Raw genomic sequence first — 22,666 nt, 5'->3', positions numbered from 1 at the left:
GCGTATATATAATGGCGACAAAAGCAGAAATTGAGTATCAAATTCTTGAGCTGAAAAGCGACTATATCCGTCAACAAGGTGATATCGAAAAGTTAGAGGCAACTGGCTATCCACAAAAGATTGAACAGGCTGAACAGCGTCTAAAAGATATGGAAACACAACTTGCCCAATTGAACGCAGAATTAGCGAAATTTTAATCATCTGGCAAAAGGTTATTTTGAGAACCTTTTATTTTTAAGCAGGAGGAAACTATTTTTATGGCAATTTTAACAGTCGAAAAGCTCGGTCATTCTTTCGGAGACCGTATACTTTTCAAAGATGTGTCGTTTCGTATTGTAGAGGGAGAACACGTAGGGCTTGTAGGTGCAAATGGTGTTGGTAAATCAACGATGATGAGCATTTTAACAGGTCAACTCATCCATGATGAAGGTCGCGTAGAGTGGTTACCAAACACACATTACGGTTATTTAGATCAACACGCTGTATTGACACCTGGTCGTTCAATGCGTGAAACATTAAGTGATGCGTTCCTTCCACTTTATAAAAAAGAAGAACAATTAAATGAAATTACAGGGAAAATGGCGGAAGCGTCACCTGAAGAATTAGAAGAATTACTTGAGGAAATGGCTGAAATTCAAGATGCGCTTGATGCAGGTGATTTCTATACACTCGATATGAAAATCGATGAAGTAGCACGTGGTCTTGGACTAGATGCAATTGGTTTAGATCGTGATGTAACCGCTCTTTCAGGTGGTCAACGTACGAAGCTTTTACTAGCAAAACTATTACTTGAAAAGCCAAAAGTATTATTACTAGATGAGCCGACTAACTATTTAGATGAAGAACATATCACATGGTTGAAAAACTATTTAAAAGACTACCCGCATGCATTCCTTCTGATCTCACATGATGTAGAGTTTATGAATGATGTAGTCGGCGTTATCTTCCACTTAGAATTCTCAAAACTATCTCGCTATACAGCAACATATGAGAAGTTTTTAGAGTTAGCTGAAATTAATAAGCGCCAACATATTGATGCGTATGAAAAGCAACAAGAGTTCATTAAAAAACAAGAGACATTCATCCAAAAAAATAAGGCGCGTTTCTCGACAACGGGTCGTGCGAAATCACGTCAAAAACAATTGGATCGTATGGAGCGAATTGACCGTCCTGAAACAGCGGCGAAACCACAATTCAGCTTTAAAGAATCACGTAGTTCAAGTCGCTATGTAGTAGAAGCAAAAGATTTATTAATTGGTTATGACAAACCACTTCTACCACCGCTTACTTTCGAAATTGAACGCGGTGAAAAGATTGCTTTAGTTGGAATGAACGGTGTTGGTAAATCAACACTTCTAAAAACCATGCTTGGTAAAATCCCTGCACTTGGCGGCGATGTACAACGTGGTGACTTCCTATTCCCTTCTTACTTCGAACAAGAAGTAAAAGGCGGTAATGAAACACCAATCGATGTCATTTGGAATGCGTTCCCTTCATTAGAACAAGCAACTGTTCGTGCATTACTAGCGAAAACAGGCTTAAAGAATGAACATATTTCACGTCCAATGGCTCATTTATCAGGTGGCGAACAAGCAAAAGTACGTCTATGTCGTCTAATGATGGATGAATCGAACTGGATGCTATTCGATGAACCGACTAACCACTTAGACGTGGATGCAAAAGAAGAATTAAAACGTGCAATGAAAGAATATAAAGGCACAATCGTTCTTGTCAGCCACGAACCTGAATTCTACGAAGGTCTTGTAACAAAAGTTTGGGACGTTGCAGAATGGTTCTCTAAAGGACAACAATAATACAAAAAAGAATCACGCCGGTTGGCGTGATTCTTTTTTCGATTTACTCTACACGACTATTTGATGAACTTGTTTTAGCTTTTGATTTGTTAGACTCAACAAATTCCTCACGTGTGTAAACATCGTCTACATGCATGTTGAATTCTACTACATCAAGTCCTGTCATTTGCGAAATATTCGCTTTTACATTTTGATAAGCAGTGCGATAAATTTCTGGTACGCTCAATCCATATTCAACATAGACTGAAACATCAATTGCAACTTGTTTCTCACCAATATCGGCTTGAATACCTGCTGTTAAATTTTCATTGCCTGTTAATGTTTTTTGTAGACCTTGGAATAGGTTACCACTCATTCCTAAAATCCCTTTTACATCGGTTGTTGCAAGTGCTGCAATTTTTTTAATTACTTCATCATCATATGTTAGATGACTTTTATGTTGTTCTTCCTGTTCTTTTTTTTCTAATTCTACTTCCTCTGGTGTTTTTTCTGTTGAACGTACATTTTGATTTGACATGAAATCACTCCCATTTTTTATGATCTTCTATTAAATAGTGCATCAATGTAAGATGCAATATCCAAGTCATGGTCTGCCCACTTACCAATGAGATACCCAATAAGTAGAAATACTAAAACCATGACTGCATATCCAAAACCAACTGTTAAAAATAACACACTAAAAATGATTGCTGCAATTAAGCCTACTATACGCCCACGATAGCGTATGAATACTTCTTTATTATTCATGACGCTCCTCCTTATACGACGCGTTGTTTTTTGCTTGTTTTGCCTTCTAAATCAATTACATAAATCTGCACTTCACTTACTTGTACTTCTAACATTCTCTCTAAATCATCTTTCAACCTCTGCTGCATCTCTTTCGCTGTTTGTTGTACGGCACTATTTTTAAAAACTGAAAATGTAACAATAAGTTTAATTTTTTCAGCTTTTGAAAAAATATCAGCCTCAACTTCAAGTGAGCGAATGCCATCAAATTTTTTCGCAATATTATACGCCATGGATTCAATTGACTTTTTAGAGATACTGATTTCACCTAAACTTGTATCAATATTTAAATCTTTTCGTGTACTAGGTGACGACTTAAAACTACTAAAGAATAAAATAAGCGACACTAATGCAAGAAATGATACAAGTGAAATGACTACAATGAAGAAAGAGTCATTCTTTGGGAATTCAAGTACATATGCTACTGAATCATATACTTCTGTCAGCATAAGAATGATGCCAAGTGATAGTAAAAATGTTAATAAAGCATAGATACCAAAAATCCATCTCAAGCCCATATTCATTTTTTAACCTCCAGCCTATAACCAAGGTATTTAAAACTTATTCTTTAAAAATTGACTTACCTAAATCATTTACCCAGCTTATTCTCCATACAAACACTTAAATTGTTTTACAAATAGTTCGAATTTATATTTTTCTTGCTTGATTAACGAACTTTCCCGTTACATTCTCGTCATACATTGTAATAGAAATGAAACAGATTGCATTACGCATTAATACAGTTAATGGTTTCGTAAATAAACCTTACAATCGTGTAATATTTCTATTTAATGCTCGTTTTTTCATCTTTTTGTCACGAAAATGTAATTGACTTATAAATATCTTATTGGTAAGATATAAATATATTAACAAGAGAGAAAGAGGTAATGAACATGACTGTTACAATTTATACACAAACTAGCTGTACATCATCTAAGAAGGCTCTACAATGGTTAGAGGAGAACGAAATTCCATATGTAGAAAAACGTATTACATCCGATCCGTTAACACTTGCTGAGTTCAAACAAGTTCTAAGTATGACTGAAGACGGTACAGATGAAATTATTTCAACGAATTCAAAAGACTATAAAAACTTAAATTGCGATATTAATCAGTTATCAATTCAAGAACTTTATAGTATTATTAAAGACCACCCAAAAATGTTGCGTAGCCCGATTTTAATTGACGACAAGCGCCTACAAGTTGGATATAACGAGATGGATATTCGTCGTTTTATTCCGCGCAAAGTACGTGCATATGAATTATTTGAAATGCAACGCTTATCAAATGATTTCTAAATGAATCACGTTGGAGATGAGTTACCCTATGATGAATAATAAAGAAAAAGAGCACAGCATCTCGTCTCTTTTCGAGATTGCTGCAGCTCTTGAAAGAAAATGGGCAAACGAATGGAATAGCCATAATAATATGGGCCTTTCAAAAACCCATATTTTATTACTCGATCTTTTAGAATCGAATGGCCCTGTTCGCCCATCTGATTTAGCTGAAAAGCTACATGTCACGACTGGCGGTGTAACCGTTCTAACTACGAAGCTCATCAACGCAGGTTATATCAAAAAAACAAAGAATGCAGCCGACCGACGCGCTTATCAGATTGAAATTACTGATGAAGGAATCGAGTTGCTCGATAATGCCTATGCGCATATTGAGTTAATGGTTCAGCGTATGTTCGGTATGCTTACAGAAGATGAAGTGGATACACTTCGCAAAATATTCTCTAAACTCTTACTTGGTTAATTGAACACAGTCATGTTCAAAAGCCATCTTTTACATGCCTTCCACATTTTAAGATGTGGGTTTTTACATGTTTAAGATGGCTTTTTTTTTATATGTAGAGGAATCGTATATCTGTTTATATACGATTCCAATCTATATGAACTCACAATGACGATTGTGAGATTAGGGGGACAGTTTTATACAATATTTTATATTAATTATGCTGGTAGGATTGCTGTAGCTGTTGTATCATCTTGTAACATCATTTCTTTTAGACGTTGTTTTGCACGGAAAAGACGTGATTTTACTGTACCGATTGATACTTTCATTAATTCTGCAATCTCAACTAATGAGTATTGTTTTACATAGAAGTAAAGTAGTGTATTGCGGTAAATACCGTCTAGTTGATTGATTTTTGCTTGTACTAATTGCGCTACATCTTCTTGCTCAATTAATTCTTCTGTTGTTGGTTCATTGTTGGGAACCAAATCTAAAACAGGTACGTCTAATGTATCAGGTTGGTTCATCATGTATTTGCTACGACGTACATTTTTGCGATAGCGGTCGCGGAATGTATTCATGCAAATTGTTGTTAGCCATGCTTTTAAGTGGTCGACTTGTGCAACGTATGATTCATAGCGGACAACTTTCACCCATACTTCCTGCATTAAGTCTTCTGCTTCTGCTTTATTACGTGTTAATTTTAAACATAAATGATATATGTAGCGATTATATTCTTCATAAACTTCTTCAAGTTGAATTGTCATTTTTAAAACCTCCAAATATTGCTTTCTTTGTTATACTCTTATTATCTGTGAAAACAACCTTACGCTCTATCGGTTTTGCTTTCACTTTCATTACAAACGTGTAAGGTTTTTGTGCAATTTATGTAAGAATAAGAACTTACTCCTTGTATAACCAAAAAACGAACCCCCGATTTTACATCAGAGGTTCGTTTATTTTTATAGAATCGATTCGATTTTTAAATTGACTTAAATGCTTTCGCTTGTTCACGAATGCCTACTTCAGCAGCAAAGCGTTCGATACTTGATGCTCCGAAGAAGCCACATACGCCTTCTACACGCTCAATAACATACGCTGCGTCTTCAGGTTCTGCAATTGGACCACCATGACAAATAACTAAAATGTCCGGGTTCACACTTCGACCTGCTTGAACAATTTTTTCAATACGCTCAACACAGTCGTCTAATGTTAAAGCTGTCTTTGCGCCAATTGCACCTTTTGTTGTAAGTCCCATATGCGCTACTAATATATCTGCCCCTGCTTTTGCCATCGCAGCCGCTTGTTCTTCATTAAATACATAGGGTGTTGTGAGTAAATCTAATTCGTGTGCTTTTTTAATCATCTCAACTTCTAAATCATACCCCATACCTGTCTCTTCTAAATTTTGACGGAAGACGCCATCAATTAGACCTACTGTTGGGAAGTTTTGCACACCTTTGAAGCCTTGATCTTTTAATTGTTTTAAAAATATATCCATTACGCGGAATGGATCTGTACCGTTCACACCTGCTAATACTGGAATGTCTTTAACGACAGGTAACACTTCTTGCCCCATCTCAACAACGATTTGATTCGCGTCACCGTAAGAAAGTAAGCCTGCTAAAGAACCGCGACCTGCCATGCGGTAACGACCTGAATTGTAGACAATTAGCATATCTGCTCCGCCTGCTTCACTACTTTTCGCTGTAATCCCTGTGCCTGCACCTACCCCCCAGTAACACATTCCCGTTTGCTAGTTCTTGCTTGAATTGTTCCATAATTTCTTGACGTGATTGTTGATTCATTTGAAACACTCCTTTTATTTTTTCATGATTTGAATTAATTGTTCTGCAGCTTTTTCTGCAAATGCTTGTTCATTAATATGAAGATTTTCTTCATAAATGGTCACTCGCTGTGGATTGACTCCCTGCTTTACTGCCTCAAATAATGTGCGGTCTTCACAAGGTCCATGGAAGTCTTGTCCGACTGCGTCGAGTGCCGAAACTCCCTGTAGCGGAATCATTAAAGTTGTTGGACCTGTTGCAAGATTCAATTTTTCTGCGATGATTTTACCTAACTGCTCATTTTCTTCAATTGTTGTACGCATTAATGTCACCGTTGGATTATGGCGATAAAATTTGCGTCCTTCAAATTTCGCTGGCACTTGATCGACTGGTCCAAAGTTCACCATATCAAGCGCACCTAGAGAAACAACTTGTGGAATCCCCTTTCTACCTGCTGCCTCAAGTCGGTTCGGTCCAGCATTCAGTACACCACCAACGAGTTCGTCTGCCCACTCTGTCGTTGTGAAATCCAATACCCCTTCAATGTAACCATCTTCAATTAATTGTTCCATCGTGCGACCACCGACACCTGTTGCGTGGAAAATTAATACTTCATAGCCACGTTCCTCTAAGTAACTTGTTGCAAATTGTACACATGGTGTTGTAACACCGAACATCGTTGTCGCGACTAATGGTTTTTGTTCTAATTCCACTTTATTTTCAAATTGCAACATACCTGCAATCGCAAAAACAGCATTCGTGAAAATTTTTGTTGAGATGGAATTTAATCCAGCTACGTCGACAATAGAAGGTAGCATCATAATATCGCTTGTACCGACATAAGGCTCTGTATTGCCTGATGCAACGGTTGATACCATCACTTTAGGTACACCGATTGGTAGTTGACGCATACCTGGTGTTGCAATCGATGTGCCACCCGATCCACCAAATGATAAAACACCATCGAATTTTCCTTCTTTAAATAATTGTGGTAAGAGCTTTTCCATTCCATTCGCTAAAACCTCTGTTGCAAATGCGCGGTCATTCTTTTGTTGAACCTTTTCCAATTGTTCTCCTGCATATTCCATCACTGTACAATTGGAGCAATCCGGTGTAAATGTAGGTTCAAAAACACCTGTATGAATCGTATATGTGTTAAAACCCAGTGACTCGATTAACTCTTTGACAAATAAAAATTCTTTTCCCTTTGTATCAAATGTTCCAATTAAAGCAATTGTTTTCATTTGGATATCCCCCTTTGAGATGTAAGCACTTTCATTGTTGTTATCTTGATTATATCGAAAGAAAAAAGACAACTACATGTGTTTATCAATCACAAAGTTGTCTTTATATATTCCTTTGGTGCTATTCCTTTTACTTTTTTAAACATTTTACTAAATTGAGCATAATCCGTATAACCAACCATTTCGGCAATTAAGAATAACGGAAGTTGTGGGTCTTTCATTAAATCAACTGCACGATTCATACGGTATTCGATTAAATATCGCTGAAAGGAGATGCCGACCACTTTTTTAAATTGTTTACTTAAATGCGTGCTACTAATGTTCAATTGCTGTGCCATTCTTTCGAGCGTAATGGGTTGTGCATAGTAGAGTGCAATATACTTCTTCGCTGTATTTACATAGTCATGCGCATGATTAATACCATCAATTACTTTCTGTGTGACATCATCATATTGGAAGTCTTGTAACTGTTTAAAAGAAGTTGTAATTTCCTCTACAATGTATTCGGTTGGAATACGTTCAAATGTAGAGCCGCCAATATAGCCTTGAATTAAGTGGTCTGTCATCATAAACTGCGCGTCGATGGGCTTATTAATGATCCCTCCATAAATCATGCGAATCACATGTGGTTTTTGTTCGATTACACGTTCAAAAATACGCTGTGCCATCTGTTTAGCGCTTTGTAAATTTTGAATACGTTTTGCGCCGAGATGTCCACCGACCGTTAAACCAAGATGAACACAAATAATATCTGCACCGACAGCCAACATCTCCATCGCTTGCTGTTCATTAAAAACGAACGCGACTGTGAATAACCCCTTCTCATGTGCGTAACGAATCGCTTCAACTTCTTGTTCATAACTCATACCTGCTTCTTCTAAAGCTTCCGCAAACTGCCCATCAATTAAGCCAACACTTGGAAAGTTATTAATTCCTTGAAAGCCTCGTGCCGCTACTTTATCTATATACGCATGTAAATTAATTGTAGGATCGGTTGCTTGAACACCTAAAACGACCGGAATATTCTGCGCTACTTTTTGTAGCTCACGCGTCGCAAATTCCATGACAAGTTCATTGCTATTATCATAGGCTAAAAAACTGCCAAGAGAACCTACACCCATTTGCCGATACTTCCCTGCACTTAGTGCTAATAAAAAGTCAATGCCACCTTTTACTGCACTTTTAGCAACAAGTCCACCACCAACTGCCGCTGCAATAATCGGTTCATGTTGCGCTACTTTTTGCTTTAAATGTGTGACTAAATCACGCATACAATCGCCCCTTATCTTTTCCTCTCTTTTTAGTTTAGTAGATTGTGACGAACTACACCATGCAAAGCCCCTTATTTTTACAATAAAAAAAGAAATCCCGTATAACGAGATTTCTTCATAACTAATCTGGCTTTAATAATTTTGGCTGTCTTTTACCGAATGTCGGTTTTACTTCTGAGAAAATAATAGCTGCTAAAATAAGCGCAGCGCCGATTACCATACGTCCTGTTAATACTTCATGTAAAAATACGACTGAGAAAACCATACCAAAGAATGATTCCATCGATAAAATGATGGCTCCCTGTGTTGCAGACGTATATTTGAAAGCAATGTTTTGGAATAAGTATGCCACGATTGTAGAGAATACAGCGAGATAAACAATCGAGAATAAACCGCCTGTTCCGATACTTTCTATACTTGTTGGGATATCACCTCTTACTAGAACGAATAAAGCACTAATTACTGCTGCTGAAATAAATTGAATAATCGTTAATAAAATAGCATCTTCATTTTGAACAAATTTATTCGTATAAAAAATATCAAACGCGAAAGCAACCGCACATAATAGCGTTAAAATATCGCCAATATTCATTGTGAATGAACTTTGCAATGAGAGTAGCGCAATCCCGATTAATGCTGTAACTGCCCCAATCACTTCGAAACGATCAACTTTACGCTTGTACACTGCATAGGCAATTAACGGAACAACTAATACGTTCACAGCTGTTAAAAAAGCATTTTTAGATGGTGTTGTATATTCAAGACCCACTGTTTGTAACACGAAACCTGTATAAAGAATAGCGCCTAAAATCGCTCCCTTCCAAATGACACGTTTCGTTATTTTTTTAAATTTATAACCAAATAAAATAATTAGTAGAATAGCGGCTAATATGAATCGCCCAGCCATTAATTGATAGGCGTTGAGGTAATCCAAACCGATATCTGTGACAACAAATCCACTGCCCCAAACAACTGCTGTTACCATCAACATAAGTACACCTATATGTTGTTTCATTCGTTCTCCTCCTTTTAGCTTTTGTAAGCATATCATGTAAAGAGAACAAAATGTTTCATGTATTTTCTAAAAAAATTAAATTATTTTTGTATTTTTTACAAATCTAAATGTTTTTTTAACAGATATAACTTAATTGCAACCGATAATTGCTCAAAAAACTGCATTTCATTTACTTCTGGCGATAAAATCGTCTTCATCTTTGTAATGCGATAACGAATCGTATTCGGGTGGCAATAGTGTAACTCCGCAACAGCTTTAATATTCCCCTCTTGTAAAACATATGAGATAGCTGTTTCTAAAAAGTGATCCCATTCCTCTAACGGTTCAATCCATTCATCTATATATCTTTTGACGAAAGAAGGCTGTTTTTTCATTAATTCAATTAATAATTTCTCTGTTTTCAATGTATCGTATGAAAAAATTGCTTGGTTATAAAGATTCGCAAAAATATTAGCGTAACACGCTTCTTGTAATGCCTTCGCTAAATCTTGCTCTGTTTCATGAACATTACTCATACCAATTTGGATTGGTGCTAATTCCTTTTTACAAATTTGTAAGATCTCCATCATCCGTTCATGAAAAGGCGCTGATGAACTATGATTCGTCATGACCATAATCATTTGCTGTTTATAACGGGTAATTAATCCTGTACGTAAAAAAGGTTCTAAACGAAATAAATTATATGAAGCAATGTGCGGACTTGAAATACTCACTACATATGCATATGTCTCAAAAGGTCGGTTCAATTGGCGCATAAGTGTAGATTGTGTTTCGCGGTCTAAATCATCTTCAATTAAACGAGCAACCGTTGTCTCTAAAAATTCGACTTGTGAAGCACGTGTACGATAATTCATCGCCTGAAAAATAATATCTTCAAAAAACTCATCCCCGCCGAATTTTAAAACAGGAATCTCTTTTTCCATTGCTAATTCTAAAACTTCAGATGGTAAATCTTTATAAATCACTGGCTTATAAGCGAATGCACTAATATGTAGGTCCGCAAATCGTTCTACCATATCCATCAGTAGTTCCGGTTCATGTTGTGCAAATAGCAAACTTGTTAACACAAGACTATTTTCTGTGAACATCTTTTCACGCGTTCCTTCAAAACCCTTAATAAACTCAAAGTCTAAAATTTCAACGTTCTTCATCTTTTTGTGTAGAAAATCTTCCCCTGCTACAACCTCAAAATCCTTTGTAATCGGTAATTCTAAAAAATTCTGAACGGTCATGACCATTTCTTCCACCCCCAACTAACTTTTCCCTTTTTTATTATACTTTTTAACTTAAACAGTATTCCAATTATATCTATGAACGTTCAAAATATTCCGTCTATCGAAACATATGCTATACTAGAGCTAATTACGTTAGAAATGAGGGATTTTAAATGGATCAATTACAACAAGTCGATCAATATTTTACAAATCATCGTGAAAAGCATTTAGAAGAAATGAAAGAATTTTTAGCCATTCCAAGTATTAGTTCACTGTCTGAGCATAAGCCAGATATGCAAACAGCTGCTGATTATTTAGCAAACTTGCTTGAAAAAGCAGGTATGGAAAATGTACAAGTACAACCAACACCAGGACATCCTGTTGTAACTGCTGAATGGTTACACGCTGAAGGTCGTCCAACCGTTCTTGTTTACGGTCACTATGACGTACAACCTGTTGACCCAATTGAACTATGGGATACAGAACCATTTAAGCCTGAAATTCGTGACAACAAGATATATGCACGTGGTTCAAGTGATGATAAAGGTCAAGTATTCATGCATGTCAAAGTACTTGAAGCTTTATTACAAACAGAAGGAAAATTACCTGTTAATGTGAAAGTCATCTTCGAAGGTGAAGAAGAAATCGGTAGCGTTCATTTAGATCAATTCATCGCTGACCATAAAGAAGAATTAGCAACAGATGTTGTATTAATTTCAGATACAGCACTATACGGTCCTGGTAAACCAGCTGTATGTTATGCACTTCGTGGTTTAGCAGGTATCGAAATTACAGTAAAAGGTTCAAAACGCGACTTACACTCTGGTGTTTATGGTGGCGGTGTACAAAACCCAATCCATGCATTAGCTGATTTATTATCTTCATTCCATGATGAGCATGGTACGATTTCTGTAGAAGGTTTCTACGATTCTGTTCGTCCATTAACAGATGAAGAACGCGCAACTTATGCAGAACTAGACTTCTCTGAAGAAGATATTAAAGAAGAAACAGGCGTAAAAGAATTATTCGGTGAGGAAGGCTTCTCCTATTTAGAACAAACTTCTGCACGTCCAACACTTGAAGTAAACGGTGTATTCGGTGGCTTCTCAGGTGAAGGAATTAAGACAGTTCTTCCTGCTCAAGCTGGCGCAAAAATTACATGTCGTCTTGTTCCAGACCAAGATCCAGACGAAATCGTTCGTCTTCTTCGTAAACATATTGAAGCGAACAAACCTGCTGGTGTAGACGTTGAAGTAGCTGAATTTGATAAAGGTAAACCGTTCATCACACCGATGGATCACCCACTCATTCAAGCAGCTGGTCGTTCATATGAAACGCAATATGACGCAAAAACAGCTTATGTACGTGAAGGTGGTTCGATTCCAATCGTCTCAACATTTGATGAAATTTTAGGCGCACCTGTTGTTATGATGGGCTTCGCACTATCAACAGAAAACATTCACGCACCTAACGAACACTTCCACTTAGAAAACTTTGATAAAGGTCTACGTGTCGTAAGTGATTACTTCCACGAAATCAAAGATTACAAAAAATAAATAAAAAAAGAAACAGCTCGATTCTAACGGGCTGTTTCTTTTTTATCATTATAAACATGTATCAATCGCAATATGGATTGTAATCGTACCATCTGCTTCGTATTTTTCAAAGTCGTATGTATAAGCACGATTAATGACGCCATCATCTTCTTCTTGCCAAATCTTTTGCCATGTTTTGAATACACCCATCGGATCATGATGATCCACTACATAGCTTTTATAGGCTGTATTGACATCAATATTCAAGTCACCAATTTGGCTTTCGCGATATACACCTACTGTATAATCACCTTTATAATTACTCTCATATTGACTATATACACCATAAAGAACAGTGCCATCTAGCTTGTAAGGTGTAGCCTCATTCCATAATTGGTCGAACTTCATCGCCATATCCGGATCATGGAAATTATTCGTACGAATCTCGCAAATTGACTTCAATTGAATCATCCTTCTCATCTCCTTATTTTTATACTATACGAACAAATGTTCTTTTACAAGTAGAAAACGAGTATATAGATATAAAAAAAGGAAGCTATTTCCTCCATAGACGTTGTATCTTCCTACTTATACATTCGGAAAATATTCGTTCTACTTTAGAAATAACTTCAAATTCACAAGATTTTTATTAAAAGAATGTCACAAATTCCTCAATAGATTTTTTTGGTTTTTCAGCAGGAATTGTATCAAAGTAACCAAATTGCAACATCGCAATCGGTCTTTCGCCTGCTTCTACACCTAATTTATTCAAGAACTCCGGTTTCTCTAACCAACCTGGTGTTTTCCAGCAACAACCAATTCCTTCATCCCACGCAAGCAATTGAATGTTTTGAATAAAGCTACTTGCTGCCGCAAAATCCTCTAGGCGTTCTTTTTGACGCAAATCTTCTGGCATGATGACAAAAGCGACAGCACCTGGTGTTGTAAACTTCACCATCTTTTTCGCTAATTCTTCTACAGATAGTTCTTCCCAGTTTGGTACAACAACATCACGAATAACCGTATTTAATCGTTGTAATCCATCTTCTGTAGCTAATACAATACGCCACGGTTGACGGTTACCATGGTTTGGAGCCCATTTAGCATCATCAAAAATGGTTAATAGTGCTTCTTTTGAAACAGGTTTACCATTGAATAATTTAATTGAACGACGATTGCGAATAACTTCTTTAACAGTAAGAATAATGTCCAACTCCTTCACTTTCATGTAATTTAACTGTATCATATGCTGAAAAAAATAAGAAGTTGCATATGATAACCATTATGTAAAATCGTTGTAAATTAGAAAAGCAGCTAGGTTCAAATATAATATTTCCCCTAGCTACCCTACTATTTATTGTTTCTTAAATAACTTTCCTGGCCAGTAAGCGTAACGTCCCATAACTGTTGTTAGTGCTGGTACAAGTAACGGACGAATGATGAATGTATCCATTAAAATACCGATAGCTGTTACAATACCAAACTGTACAAGTACTTGAATTGGTAGTGTCCCTAATACCGCAAACGTACCAGCTAAGATTAAACCTGCTGATGTAATAACGCTTCCTGTATGAATAACACCTTCTTGGATGGCCAACTTATGTGGTTTACCCTCTTTACGATTCTTCCAAATTTCAGAAATCATAAAGATATTATAGTCTTCCCCGAGTGCTACTAAGAATACGAATGCATATAACGGAATTGAACCAGAGATTGCATCGAAACCTAAAACATAGTGTAGAACAATCCAACCTGCACCAAGCGCTGCAACGAATGATAATACAACGGTTCCGACAAGGTAGATTGTTGCTGTAATCGAACGAAGATATACAAGTAATAGTAATGCGATTAATGCAATCATCGTTGGTAGAATCACAGATTCATCGCGAGAGATTGTTTCTTTCTCATCATATTGTGAAGCTGTTTCGCCGCCTACCCATACTTTACCGTCTTCTACTTTTGCATCTTTCAAGAAACCTTCTGTTGCTTTTGTAATCTTCGGTACAGTTTCTAGAGCTTCTGCTGAGTAAGGATTATCTTTTAAACTTACCTCATATAATTGAATGTTTTTATCTTTTTCACTTTGTTGTGGTGCTGCTACTTCACCAACGTAACTTAATTTTTCAAGATCCTCTTTTAAGTTAACATCTTTGCCTTTTGTATCGACAACGACTTTCATTGGTGCAAGTTCACCAGCTGAGAAGTTATCCTCAATTAATTTAAAGCCTTCACGTGAGTTTGTATCATCTGGGAATGATGATAGTAAATCAAACGTATAGTTAATCTTTGGTGTGAATGCTGAGAGACCACCTAAGAATACAACTGTGATAATAATGATTGCCCATGGTTTACCTGTTACAAGATGTGCAATCTTCTTACCAATACGGTGTTGTGGTGCATGTTGCTTTGGTGCTTTGCCTTTTTTCGCTGCTACTTCCTGCGCCATTTTCTCTGTACGCGGAATGAATGGGAAGAATGCCACACGACCAATGATTACTAAGATGGCTGGTAGTACAACTAGTGCTGTAATTCCCATGATTAGAACGCCGAAACTAAATGGTACAGCGAATCGATGGAATGAACCATAGTGTGCTAAACCTAATGTTGCAAGACCGATTACAACTGTTAAAGCACTCATCATAATCGCGCCGCCCGATTCCTTCATCGAAATCTTCATCGCTTCAAAACGATTTTCTACTTTTAATAATACTTCACGATATTTTGAAATCAGGAATAAACAGTAATCGGTTCCTGCCCCGAATAATAGAACGGTCATGATGGACACTGCTTGGTCGTCCTTATCAATCCATCCCTGCTCCGCCATCAGTCCAAGTAATGGTGAAATCACACCATATGCTAGACCTACTGCAATTAATGGAATAATCGCTAATAATGGTGAACGATAAATTAAAATTAATAATACTAATACAAGTAATACAGTTGCTGCTAATAATTTAAAGTCTGCATTTTTGAATAGACCTGTTGCGTCAATAGCAATTCCAACAGGACCTGAGTAACGAAGGTTTAGTTCGTCTTTATTGTCATAACTACCTGTTGTTTTAACATCTAAATCTTTTACTTGCTTTTTAATGTCATCTAAGCCAACTTGTAATTGCTCCGTTGTTGATTTTTGATCAAAGAATACAGGTGTAACAAGTGTAGACCCATTCTCTGAAGCTGATTTCATTAAAGCTTGTGGTGGTAATTTACCAAATGGAGGAATTGTTGCCTGATGAGGTACAGGGTTGCTCTCCAAATCTTTATATAATTTTTGAATCTTTGCGTAATCCTCTTGATTTAAACCACCTTCGCGGTGCCAAACAAGTAATAATGGAATACCTGAATCATTTGGAAATTGTTCTTTAATAACTTTTTCCGCTTCTTTTGAAGCTGCGTTTGAAGGTAAATTTTCTGCGTTGTTGCTTTCTACGCTATTAATTTGAGGAAGTGTAAATGATAATACCGCTACGAGTAGAACCCAAAAAGCTAATGTAATCCAGCGTCCTTTTTTACCTGCTACTAACGCGCCCCATTGTTCTAATGGATGCTTTCGCATATTTTCTCACTCCTTTTTTATTCCCTCTCATTATATATACTCTAGAGTTAATTAATCAAATAAAATTTTAAAATATGATATAATAACCTCTAAATTCTATTAGAAAGTGAGGGCTTCACTATGTCAGTTTCACCTAAAAATTTAGGTCGCCCTAAGCAAGAAGATCGTGTAATCCCTACAAAAACGCATATTTTAAATACGGCAATCCAACTTTTTTTACAATATAGTTATAAAAATACAGCTATGGACGAAGTAGCGCTCAAATGTAATGTCACAAAAGCCACTGTTTATTATTATTTCAAAACAAAAGCTGAATTATTTACAGCTTCTGTTGAATCTTTAATGACGACGGTACGTCAAAGTTCAGTAAAGATTCTATCTCAACATATACCCTTTCAAGAGCGACTTGAACAACTAATTATTGTTTTTACACGCGCAACTGTCGATATCGATATTCACACATTTATTCGCGAAGCATCATCTAGCCTATCAGAAGACCAATTAAAAAGAATTCAAGCCTCTGAAGATGCCATGCATGACGCAATTGAAGCTTGTTTTGCAAAAGAAGTAGAAAATGGTGTTCTCCCGAATAAGAGTACGAAATTTATGGCACATTTATTTTTATCACTTCTTAATTTAAGTAAGTTTACCGATTCAAATGGGCAAGGTTTTTTCAACTCTCTTGAAGAAACTGCACATGAAATTACAACATTTTTCTGGAATGGCGTTCATAGTAGCAAATAATTGAAAAAAATTCCTTTATTTTTTTCACGAAATCATTTTTTTTAATTAATTTTTGATACAATACAAGTAACAACTAAATTGTACGGAATAATTTTTTAGGAAAGGATGTTATGAAGTGGTTCAGCATGCAGAGAATGAAATTTTAGACACAATTAAATTATGTGACGCAAAAGGAAATTTAAATCCTGCTGCGATTGGTTATGCACGAAAACCTTTAATTCAAAGTAATTTAAAGGGCCACTTCATGCGTAAGAAAAAGTGGAATTATTGGTGTGTGTATGGGGATGATTTAATGTTCTCAGCAGCTATTAGTCATCTTGATTATGCAACCGTTTGCTTTGTTTATGTATTAGATTATGAAACGCAACGTTTTTTCGAAAAAACAATTACGATGTCACCACTCGGTAAAAAACCAAAGATGTCTGAACACGTACTCGATACAACGATTTGCAATCATAGTGAAATGAAAATTCAGTTTCTCTATGATGGCTATCAAGAAACACAAGTAACCGTTACAATTCCTGATTTTGATGGTGAGCTACTGCATGCTGATTTGACCATTCACCATTTAGAGGAAGATGAATCACTCAATGTTGTCATTCCTTGGAATCGCCAAACATTCCAATTCACCGCAAAACATCATACATTACCAACAGAAGGTTATGTGAAAATTGGTGATCGTCGCTATGCGTTCGATCGTCGCGATTCTTATGCTGTACTCGACTACGGTCGCGGTGTATGGCCGAGAGAATCGACTTGGAACTGGGCGATGGCATCACAGCGCTGTCGTAATCATCGTGTTGGGCTAAACTTTGGTGGACAATGGACAGATGGCACAGGTATGACAGAGAATGCTTTTTTCTTTGACGGAAAAATGACTAAAATACATGAAGATGTCATTTTCAAATATGATGAGCAAGACTTGATGAAGCCGTGGACGATTCAAACCAAGTTTTCAAATGACGTACGCTTAACGTTCAAACCGTTTTTTGAACGTGTTGCAAAATCCGATGCAAAACTTGTCCAATCAACTGTCCACCAACTATTCGGATACTTTGAAGGCTTCGTTAAGTTTGAAAACGGACAAATTCTTCCGATTCGACAAATGCTCGGTGCTTCAGAAGTGCATAAAGCGAAATGGTAATATATATGAAGAGCCACACTGAATTTTAAAAACAGTGTGACTCTTTTATTATGATTTATTTTTCCGATGCTTTAATAACACATCTGGGACATCTGTAAATACAGCCTCCACCCCTAATTTCTCCATTGCATCGTAGTCTTCTATTTTATTCACTGTATATACGCGGAATATACTTCCCTTTTGAATATCTTCACGAATTACACCTCTTTTAGCCGCATTCAATGAAATGTGTAAATGCTTCGTGCCAATTTTTTCACCATATTCATGTAGGTTCACTAAAATTTTTTCAAATAGCGCAGCTGTTGTATTATTCGGTGCCACACGCAATAATTTTTCGACCATCACATGGTCAAATGATGAATAGATGACACGATCTGTCATATCTAAGTAATCGACTTGTTCCATAATCGCTTGTTCAATTTCAGGATAATCCACCACATCTGTTTTAATCTCAATATTTAAGAGATGATGTGTATCTTTGAATACACGTAATACTTCTCCAAGTGTCGGAATTTGTATCCCTTTAAATTTTTTATCTTTCCAACTACCAAAATCAAGCTCACGAAGCTCTGAAAATGTATAGTCTTTCAAATGTCCTTTACCATTCGATGTACGATGAATTTTTTCATCATGATGAACAACAAGTACACCATCTTTTGTACGCTGTACGTCAAATTCGATTCCTTCTACCGGAAGTTTTGATGCTGCTTCAAAAGCAGGTAATGTATTTTCAGGATAGTCACCTGAGAAACCTCGATGGGCAAAAATTTTCATGTCTTTTCTCTCCTATCTTCCATTACATCATGAAAGGTATTCCTCGTTTTTGCAAATCTTTTTTAAAAAACGTATGATAGTATTTGTCACTCTACCAAAGAAAGCCGTTTTTGTCCTTTTATTAAAGGGATTGAAGCAGTATGAAGGGCCGTGTCAAGCATTCCATTACGTTTCAAAAACGATATTTCGATGGGAGGATTTTTTTATGTCTGAACAACATCCTGATTTTCAACAGGAAGCACAACATCTCACCTATGTGAAAAACTTTATGGAAAAATTACTGCATGAATCAGAAGAAGATTTAGCTAATGCACAAGAAATCATTCGAAACTCCATTGCAGACCTCGACTACTTAGATTCCAGCTTAGGATACTTAAATATTTTAACGAATACTCGCTTTTTTGATATGGCGAGTAATCAACAAGAAGGGCTCGAAGCAATTAAATCGAAGCCTTATTTTGCGCGTATTCACTTTGAAAAAGAAGGCGAGCCCGATGAAAAACTCTATATCGGGAAAACCTCACTATTCGATAAAGAAACGCAAGAACCCGTCATTGTCGATTGGCGCTCACCAGTCGCAAATGTTTATTATGATGGGCGTTTAGGCAACTTAACGTATATGGTGAATGATGTCGAAAACAAAGGTCACCTCTATTCTAAACGCCAATATAAAATTGAAGATGGTGAATTACTTGATGTACGAGACATTGACTTAACGACGAATGATGCGCTACTACAAGATGCACTTGCTGGGAAAGCTGACGTTCGATTAACTGAAATTGTTTCAACCATTCAAGCTGAACAAAATGAAATTATTCGTGCGCATTTAAAACAACCGATTATCGTACAAGGAGCGGCTGGATCTGGGAAGACGACGATTGCCCTTCACAGAATCTCCTACTTCCTTTACACAATGGGTGAACATTTCGAAGCAGAAAAATTAATGATTTTAGCACCGAATAAACTTTTTATCGATTATATCTCGGATGTACTTCCAGAACTCGGTGTCGGCGCAATTTGTCAAACAACATATGAAGAATATGTACAAAAAGCAATTGGACTCTCTTTAAAACTAACTGCTCCGAATGAATTACTTGAATCTCTTATCGAACAAAAAGCAAAAGATGATGTACTCTGGATTACCAAGTTAAAAGGTTCACTCGAATATCGTGATTTAATGGACGGATTAATTGCTGAAATGAATGCGCAATATGAACAACACTTTACAGATGTCGTTCTTGAAAAATACCGTCTACTACGTGGTACAAAATTATTAAAACTATTCCGTACGGAGTATGCTTACTTGCCAATTGAAAAACGAATTCAAAAGATTAAAGCTGTTGTACAACGTACCGTACAGATGAAAAAGAAGAAGATTTTGTACGATTTGAATCGTAAATACGATGATATTTTAGGACGTGCGCTAAACATCATTGACCCAGTAAAGCGAAAAGCAGAAGTAACGCGCTGGATTGATGAACGTGATATGCGTATCCCCGCAATTGAAAAAGAAGCAAAAACACTTGTTACACGTTACATGAAGCCTTTCTCAAAACAAAATATTAAAAAAATCTATCGCCAACTTTTAACTGATGACATACTTCTAGCTAAATTAACACCCAATTGGTCAGAAGAAGAACGTCATACATTTTTAACATTCCATCAAAAAGAGCGTTATGCGACAGAAGATTTAGCAGCACTTTATTACTTGCATGCGAAAATTAAAGGAATTTCAGATGAATGGAAAATGCGCGCTATCTTCATTGATGAAGTACAAGATTATAGTCTTTTCCAATTAGCAGCTTTAAGAGATGGACTCGATACAGATTTATTCACGATGGTTGGTGATTTAGCGCAAGGGATTCATAGTTACCGTTCGCTCACAAATTGGGGACCTGTCCGTGAACTATTCCCTCGTGCCTCTTATAAGACACTTCAAAAAAGCTATCGTACAACAATTGAAATTATGGACGTTGCGAATACAATTCTAGAAGGAATGAAGGAAGATTTACCACTTGTCGAACCGGTTGTACGTCATGGACTTATTCCTGAATTCCATGAAATGCATGGAATTGATCCACAGTTGATTCATACAATAAATGAACAAATTCGCGCCAATGGACATCGCTCAATCGCATGTATTTGTAAATCGACAAAAGAAGCAAAAATACTAACACAGAAGTTACAACAAGCTGAGGTTCCTGCATTACTATTAGATGAAACATCGGAAATTGACCAAGATGCTATACTTGTCGTACCAAGTCATCTCGCAAAAGGACTTGAATTCGATGCAGTAATTCTCGTAGCGAGTGAAGAACCTTTTGAAGATACACCACTAGAACGTAAATTACTCTATGTTGCGTTAACACGTGCCATGCACGAATTACATCTTGTAGCACCGACGAAACAATATTTTTTATTGGATTAAATTAAAAGAAGGAATCGCGCTATTTGTGGCACGATTCCTTTTACTTTTAGTAATCTATTTTTACAACTTATCCATCATTTTTCGCCAAAGTGATTTTTCTGCTTCACGTTCACGTTTTCTCAGCTCATCTGCAATTAAGTCACTGAGTTGATCATAGAGTTTTTCACCGAAGTGTAAGCCATCGTCACTTTTTCCAACGAGTAATTTTTCATAATCCGGTTGTGTATAAACATGTTCAAAAAAATCAATACATGTACATTGATACTGTGCGGCTACGCGTTGTACCGCATCTGCATATTCGTGAATGCGTGCATTCGTACGATATTTTTGTTTATGCTCGTCTACAGGAGGTGGCGTAATCAAAATGACTTTTTTAGGACCGATTTTTTTCACAAAAAATGCGAGATTTTCTTCATAAATGGATAAAGGGATTTGTTTCGTTTCAGAACAATCATTCGACCCAAAAAGAATCGTTACGACATCTGGATGCTCTTCCAAAACTTCTGACTTTAAATGCTCTCGCGCAGACACCGTCGTATTCCCAGGAAGTCCGATATTCACATATATATGCCCTTTTACCTTTTCCGATAACATCATCGTCAACATTGGCTTAGGATAACCTTCTTTTCGAGCAGTTAAACTATCGCCAAAACAAACTATTTTCATATGTCACCCTTCTTTGCTGCTTATTTCACAATGTAATAATCGACTTGTTCCACTACTTCAAAACCAGCTTGTTTATAAAAAGTAAGTGCTTCGATATTTTCAGTTTCTACTTCTAATCTAACACTTTCAAGTTGTTGTCTATATGCTTCATTCTTTACCCACTTCACTAAATTTGAAGCGATGCCCTGACGACGTTTGGAAGCTAGTGTTGTAAAAGATGTAATCCATAATTGTCGTTCCAACACTGCTGTTGTAACCATCGCAACGACTTCATCTTGTTGTGTTGCCACAAAAACGTGACTACTCGATTCCTCATCCATGAGCGCAATAAATTCTTCTGTTTCTTCAGGTAAGTCACCAAAACCATCTGACATCATTTGTTGAACAACTTGCAAATCATCTGGTTGATACGGACGTACATTGAATTCCACGTCATTTTCTTGTTGCGCGGTAGTCATCATTTGAAGCTTTGATGAACTATATACATATCCTTGTTGTTCAAGAACTTGTTTCATCTCTTGACGCTGATCGACAACTGCCATTTCACCTGTCGCTTGTCTTTCTTCTAGTCCATGTTTTAATCCATCAATTAATACTTCTTCTAAACCAATTGAACGATATAAAGGTTCAATGACCATCGACCATTCGTATGCATGTAAACCAAATGCATCAAAAGCGCTCAATGCTGCTACTAAGCGGTCATGGTCCTCGTCATAGATAAAAACAAAAAAACCACGTGTATCCCACTCATTCCAATCTTGTTCATGCATCCATTCCAAATAATTTACACCATCAGTTAGCGCTGCATCTTCACATAATTGAGTTAGCTCTTGTTGTGTCAATGTATCGAGTGGATACGTTGCCTTCATCGCAAATACATTCATTTTATCACCGTTACCTTATAGAATATCTCCTATTGTAAGTCCTATTCGCCTTTCGTTCAACTTTCAA

22 protein-coding genes and 1 pseudogene are annotated in these 22,666 nt (G+C 36.7%); 8 read left to right on the top strand and 15 right to left on the bottom strand.

Annotation, left to right across the window (positions count from 1 at the left end; translation table 11 throughout):
- The first annotated feature begins 11 nt into the window (after positions 1–11).
- Both QN089_RS01350 and QN089_RS01345 read left to right on the top strand, forming a co-directional pair.
- The gene (locus QN089_RS01350; RefSeq protein ID WP_068456161.1) at positions 12–197 is read left to right on the top strand and encodes an SE1832 family protein; all 186 of its coding nucleotides are present in this window, start codon (positions 12–14) and stop codon (positions 195–197) included.
- A gap of 60 nt (positions 198–257) precedes the next feature.
- Positions 258–1,814: an ABC-F family ATP-binding cassette domain-containing protein gene (locus QN089_RS01345; protein WP_068456164.1), complete on the top strand. Its 1,557-nt coding sequence runs from the start codon at positions 258–260 to the stop codon at positions 1,812–1,814.
- A gap of 43 nt (positions 1,815–1,857) precedes the next feature.
- Here QN089_RS01345 and QN089_RS01340 read toward each other — a convergent pair whose 3' ends face one another.
- From QN089_RS01340 to amaP, 3 genes are read right to left on the bottom strand one after another with little or no spacing between them, the layout of a single operon-like run.
- Positions 1,858–2,331, bottom strand: a complete 474-nt coding sequence (locus QN089_RS01340) for an Asp23/Gls24 family envelope stress response protein (RefSeq protein ID WP_068456169.1) — start codon at positions 2,329–2,331, stop codon at positions 1,858–1,860.
- 17 nt (positions 2,332–2,348) lie between these two features.
- Positions 2,349–2,561 carry a DUF2273 domain-containing protein gene (locus QN089_RS01335; protein ID WP_068456172.1) on the bottom strand — a complete coding sequence of 71 codons (213 nt, stop codon included), beginning with the start codon at positions 2,559–2,561 and terminating at the stop codon, positions 2,349–2,351.
- Positions 2,562–2,572: 11 nt separating this feature from the next.
- Positions 2,573–3,124 carry an alkaline shock response membrane anchor protein AmaP gene (gene amaP, locus QN089_RS01330; protein WP_285215775.1) on the bottom strand — a complete coding sequence of 184 codons (552 nt, stop codon included), beginning with the start codon at positions 3,122–3,124 and terminating at the stop codon, positions 2,573–2,575.
- A gap of 369 nt (positions 3,125–3,493) precedes the next feature.
- Between amaP and spx the strand changes: the two genes are divergently transcribed.
- Together spx and QN089_RS01320 are read left to right on the top strand one after the other, a co-directional pair.
- A complete protein-coding gene (gene spx / locus QN089_RS01325) occupies positions 3,494–3,898 on the top strand; it encodes a transcriptional regulator Spx (protein ID WP_068456177.1) in 405 nt (134 codons plus the stop codon).
- 31 nt (positions 3,899–3,929) lie between these two features.
- Complete coding sequence (locus QN089_RS01320) at positions 3,930–4,358, top strand: MarR family winged helix-turn-helix transcriptional regulator (protein WP_068457568.1); 429 nt, start codon at positions 3,930–3,932, stop codon at positions 4,356–4,358.
- Positions 4,359–4,555: 197 nt separating this feature from the next.
- Here QN089_RS01320 and QN089_RS01315 read toward each other — a convergent pair whose 3' ends face one another.
- The 6 genes and pseudogenes from QN089_RS01315 to QN089_RS01290 form a co-directional block, all read right to left on the bottom strand.
- Positions 4,556–5,104, bottom strand: coding sequence for an RNA polymerase sigma factor (locus tag QN089_RS01315; protein ID WP_068456179.1), 549 nt, complete (start codon positions 5,102–5,104; stop codon positions 4,556–4,558).
- 215 nt (positions 5,105–5,319) lie between these two features.
- Positions 5,320–6,145: pseudogene (locus tag QN089_RS01310) on the bottom strand (phosphoenolpyruvate hydrolase family protein).
- A 14-nt stretch (positions 6,146–6,159) separates the two neighbouring features.
- A complete protein-coding gene (locus QN089_RS01305; protein WP_285215774.1) occupies positions 6,160–7,368 on the bottom strand; it encodes a Tm-1-like ATP-binding domain-containing protein in 1,209 nt (402 codons plus the stop codon).
- A gap of 89 nt (positions 7,369–7,457) precedes the next feature.
- Positions 7,458–8,639 carry a phosphoenolpyruvate hydrolase family protein gene (locus QN089_RS01300; protein WP_285215773.1) on the bottom strand — a complete coding sequence of 394 codons (1,182 nt, stop codon included), beginning with the start codon at positions 8,637–8,639 and terminating at the stop codon, positions 7,458–7,460.
- Between the two features lie 121 nt (positions 8,640–8,760).
- Positions 8,761–9,654: a DMT family transporter gene (locus tag QN089_RS01295; RefSeq protein ID WP_087680889.1), complete on the bottom strand. Its 894-nt coding sequence runs from the start codon at positions 9,652–9,654 to the stop codon at positions 8,761–8,763.
- 95 nt (positions 9,655–9,749) lie between these two features.
- On the bottom strand, positions 9,750–10,886 hold the full coding sequence (locus QN089_RS01290) for a PucR family transcriptional regulator (protein WP_285215772.1): 1,137 nt from the start codon (positions 10,884–10,886) through the stop codon (positions 9,750–9,752).
- A 155-nt stretch (positions 10,887–11,041) separates the two neighbouring features.
- Here QN089_RS01290 and QN089_RS01285 point away from each other — a divergent pair, with 155 nt between their 5' ends.
- Positions 11,042–12,424, top strand: coding sequence for a dipeptidase (locus QN089_RS01285; protein ID WP_068456196.1), 1,383 nt, complete (start codon positions 11,042–11,044; stop codon positions 12,422–12,424).
- Between the two features lie 48 nt (positions 12,425–12,472).
- Here QN089_RS01285 and QN089_RS01280 read toward each other — a convergent pair whose 3' ends face one another.
- The 3 genes from QN089_RS01280 to QN089_RS01270 all read right to left on the bottom strand — a co-directional run bounded on the left by QN089_RS01280 (position 12,473) and on the right by QN089_RS01270 (position 15,959).
- Complete coding sequence (locus QN089_RS01280) at positions 12,473–12,874, bottom strand: hypothetical protein (protein WP_068456199.1); 402 nt, start codon at positions 12,872–12,874, stop codon at positions 12,473–12,475.
- 178 nt (positions 12,875–13,052) lie between these two features.
- A complete protein-coding gene (locus QN089_RS01275) occupies positions 13,053–13,610 on the bottom strand; it encodes a nitroreductase family protein (RefSeq protein WP_240626038.1) in 558 nt (185 codons plus the stop codon).
- Between the two features lie 147 nt (positions 13,611–13,757).
- Positions 13,758–15,959 (bottom strand): MMPL family transporter, encoded by a 2,202-nt coding sequence (locus tag QN089_RS01270; protein WP_285215771.1) that lies wholly within the window; start codon positions 15,957–15,959, stop codon positions 13,758–13,760.
- A 120-nt stretch (positions 15,960–16,079) separates the two neighbouring features.
- On the opposite strand from QN089_RS01270, the gene QN089_RS01265 reads away from it, so the two are divergent.
- Together QN089_RS01265 and QN089_RS01260 are read left to right on the top strand one after the other, a co-directional pair.
- Positions 16,080–16,703 (top strand): TetR/AcrR family transcriptional regulator, encoded by a 624-nt coding sequence (locus QN089_RS01265; protein ID WP_285215770.1) that lies wholly within the window; start codon positions 16,080–16,082, stop codon positions 16,701–16,703.
- Positions 16,704–16,818: 115 nt separating this feature from the next.
- Positions 16,819–17,847: a DUF2804 domain-containing protein gene (locus QN089_RS01260; protein WP_068456213.1), complete on the top strand. Its 1,029-nt coding sequence runs from the start codon at positions 16,819–16,821 to the stop codon at positions 17,845–17,847.
- 48 nt (positions 17,848–17,895) lie between these two features.
- Here QN089_RS01260 and QN089_RS01255 read toward each other — a convergent pair whose 3' ends face one another.
- The gene (locus QN089_RS01255) at positions 17,896–18,621 is read right to left on the bottom strand and encodes a glycerophosphodiester phosphodiesterase family protein (RefSeq protein ID WP_068456216.1); all 726 of its coding nucleotides are present in this window, start codon (positions 18,619–18,621) and stop codon (positions 17,896–17,898) included.
- 205 nt (positions 18,622–18,826) lie between these two features.
- Between QN089_RS01255 and helD the strand changes: the two genes are divergently transcribed.
- A complete protein-coding gene (gene helD / locus QN089_RS01250) occupies positions 18,827–21,049 on the top strand; it encodes an RNA polymerase recycling motor HelD (protein ID WP_285215769.1) in 2,223 nt (740 codons plus the stop codon).
- A 60-nt stretch (positions 21,050–21,109) separates the two neighbouring features.
- On the opposite strand, the gene QN089_RS01245 is transcribed toward helD, so the two are convergent.
- Both QN089_RS01245 and QN089_RS01240 read right to left on the bottom strand, forming a co-directional pair.
- Positions 21,110–21,715: a GDSL-type esterase/lipase family protein gene (locus QN089_RS01245; protein WP_068456222.1), complete on the bottom strand. Its 606-nt coding sequence runs from the start codon at positions 21,713–21,715 to the stop codon at positions 21,110–21,112.
- Positions 21,716–21,735: 20 nt separating this feature from the next.
- Entirely contained in the window at positions 21,736–22,599 is an 864-nt protein-coding gene (locus QN089_RS01240; RefSeq protein WP_087680897.1) for a GNAT family N-acetyltransferase, read from the bottom strand.
- Positions 22,600–22,666: the final 67 nt, after the last annotated feature.

Source organism: Kurthia sp. YJT4, assembly GCF_030219945.1.
GTDB lineage: Bacteria > Bacillota > Bacilli > Bacillales_A > Planococcaceae > Kurthia > Kurthia gibsonii.
Note: the sequence above shows the minus strand (reverse complement) of the source record. Positions and strands in the feature narration are given on the sequence as shown.

Coding starts and splice junctions, on each gene's coding strand:
- QN089_RS01245 (WP_068456222.1), bottom strand. CDS start 21,715: ATGAAAATAGTTTGTTTTGGCGATAGTTTAACTGCTCGAAAAGAAGGT.
- QN089_RS01350 (WP_068456161.1), top strand. CDS start 12: ATGGCGACAAAAGCAGAAATTGAGTATCAAATTCTTGAGCTGAAAAGC.
- QN089_RS01345 (WP_068456164.1), top strand. CDS start 258: ATGGCAATTTTAACAGTCGAAAAGCTCGGTCATTCTTTCGGAGACCGT.
- QN089_RS01280 (WP_068456199.1), bottom strand. CDS start 12,874: ATGATTCAATTGAAGTCAATTTGCGAGATTCGTACGAATAATTTCCAT.
- QN089_RS01270 (WP_285215771.1), bottom strand. CDS start 15,959: ATGCGAAAGCATCCATTAGAACAATGGGGCGCGTTAGTAGCAGGTAAA.
- QN089_RS01340 (WP_068456169.1), bottom strand. CDS start 2,331: ATGTCAAATCAAAATGTACGTTCAACAGAAAAAACACCAGAGGAAGTA.
- QN089_RS01290 (WP_285215772.1), bottom strand. CDS start 10,886: ATGACCGTTCAGAATTTTTTAGAATTACCGATTACAAAGGATTTTGAG.
- QN089_RS01300 (WP_285215773.1), bottom strand. CDS start 8,639: ATGCGTGATTTAGTCACACATTTAAAGCAAAAAGTAGCGCAACATGAA.
- QN089_RS01295 (WP_087680889.1), bottom strand. CDS start 9,654: ATGAAACAACATATAGGTGTACTTATGTTGATGGTAACAGCAGTTGTT.
- helD (WP_285215769.1), top strand. CDS start 18,827: ATGTCTGAACAACATCCTGATTTTCAACAGGAAGCACAACATCTCACC.
- QN089_RS01315 (WP_068456179.1), bottom strand. CDS start 5,104: ATGACAATTCAACTTGAAGAAGTTTATGAAGAATATAATCGCTACATA.
- QN089_RS01240 (WP_087680897.1), bottom strand. CDS start 22,599: ATGAATGTATTTGCGATGAAGGCAACGTATCCACTCGATACATTGACA.
- QN089_RS01255 (WP_068456216.1), bottom strand. CDS start 18,621: ATGAAAATTTTTGCCCATCGAGGTTTCTCAGGTGACTATCCTGAAAAT.
- spx (WP_068456177.1), top strand. CDS start 3,494: ATGACTGTTACAATTTATACACAAACTAGCTGTACATCATCTAAGAAG.
- QN089_RS01265 (WP_285215770.1), top strand. CDS start 16,080: ATGTCAGTTTCACCTAAAAATTTAGGTCGCCCTAAGCAAGAAGATCGT.
- QN089_RS01305 (WP_285215774.1), bottom strand. CDS start 7,368: ATGAAAACAATTGCTTTAATTGGAACATTTGATACAAAGGGAAAAGAA.
- QN089_RS01285 (WP_068456196.1), top strand. CDS start 11,042: ATGGATCAATTACAACAAGTCGATCAATATTTTACAAATCATCGTGAA.
- QN089_RS01320 (WP_068457568.1), top strand. CDS start 3,930: ATGAATAATAAAGAAAAAGAGCACAGCATCTCGTCTCTTTTCGAGATT.
- QN089_RS01335 (WP_068456172.1), bottom strand. CDS start 2,561: ATGAATAATAAAGAAGTATTCATACGCTATCGTGGGCGTATAGTAGGC.
- amaP (WP_285215775.1), bottom strand. CDS start 3,124: ATGAATATGGGCTTGAGATGGATTTTTGGTATCTATGCTTTATTAACA.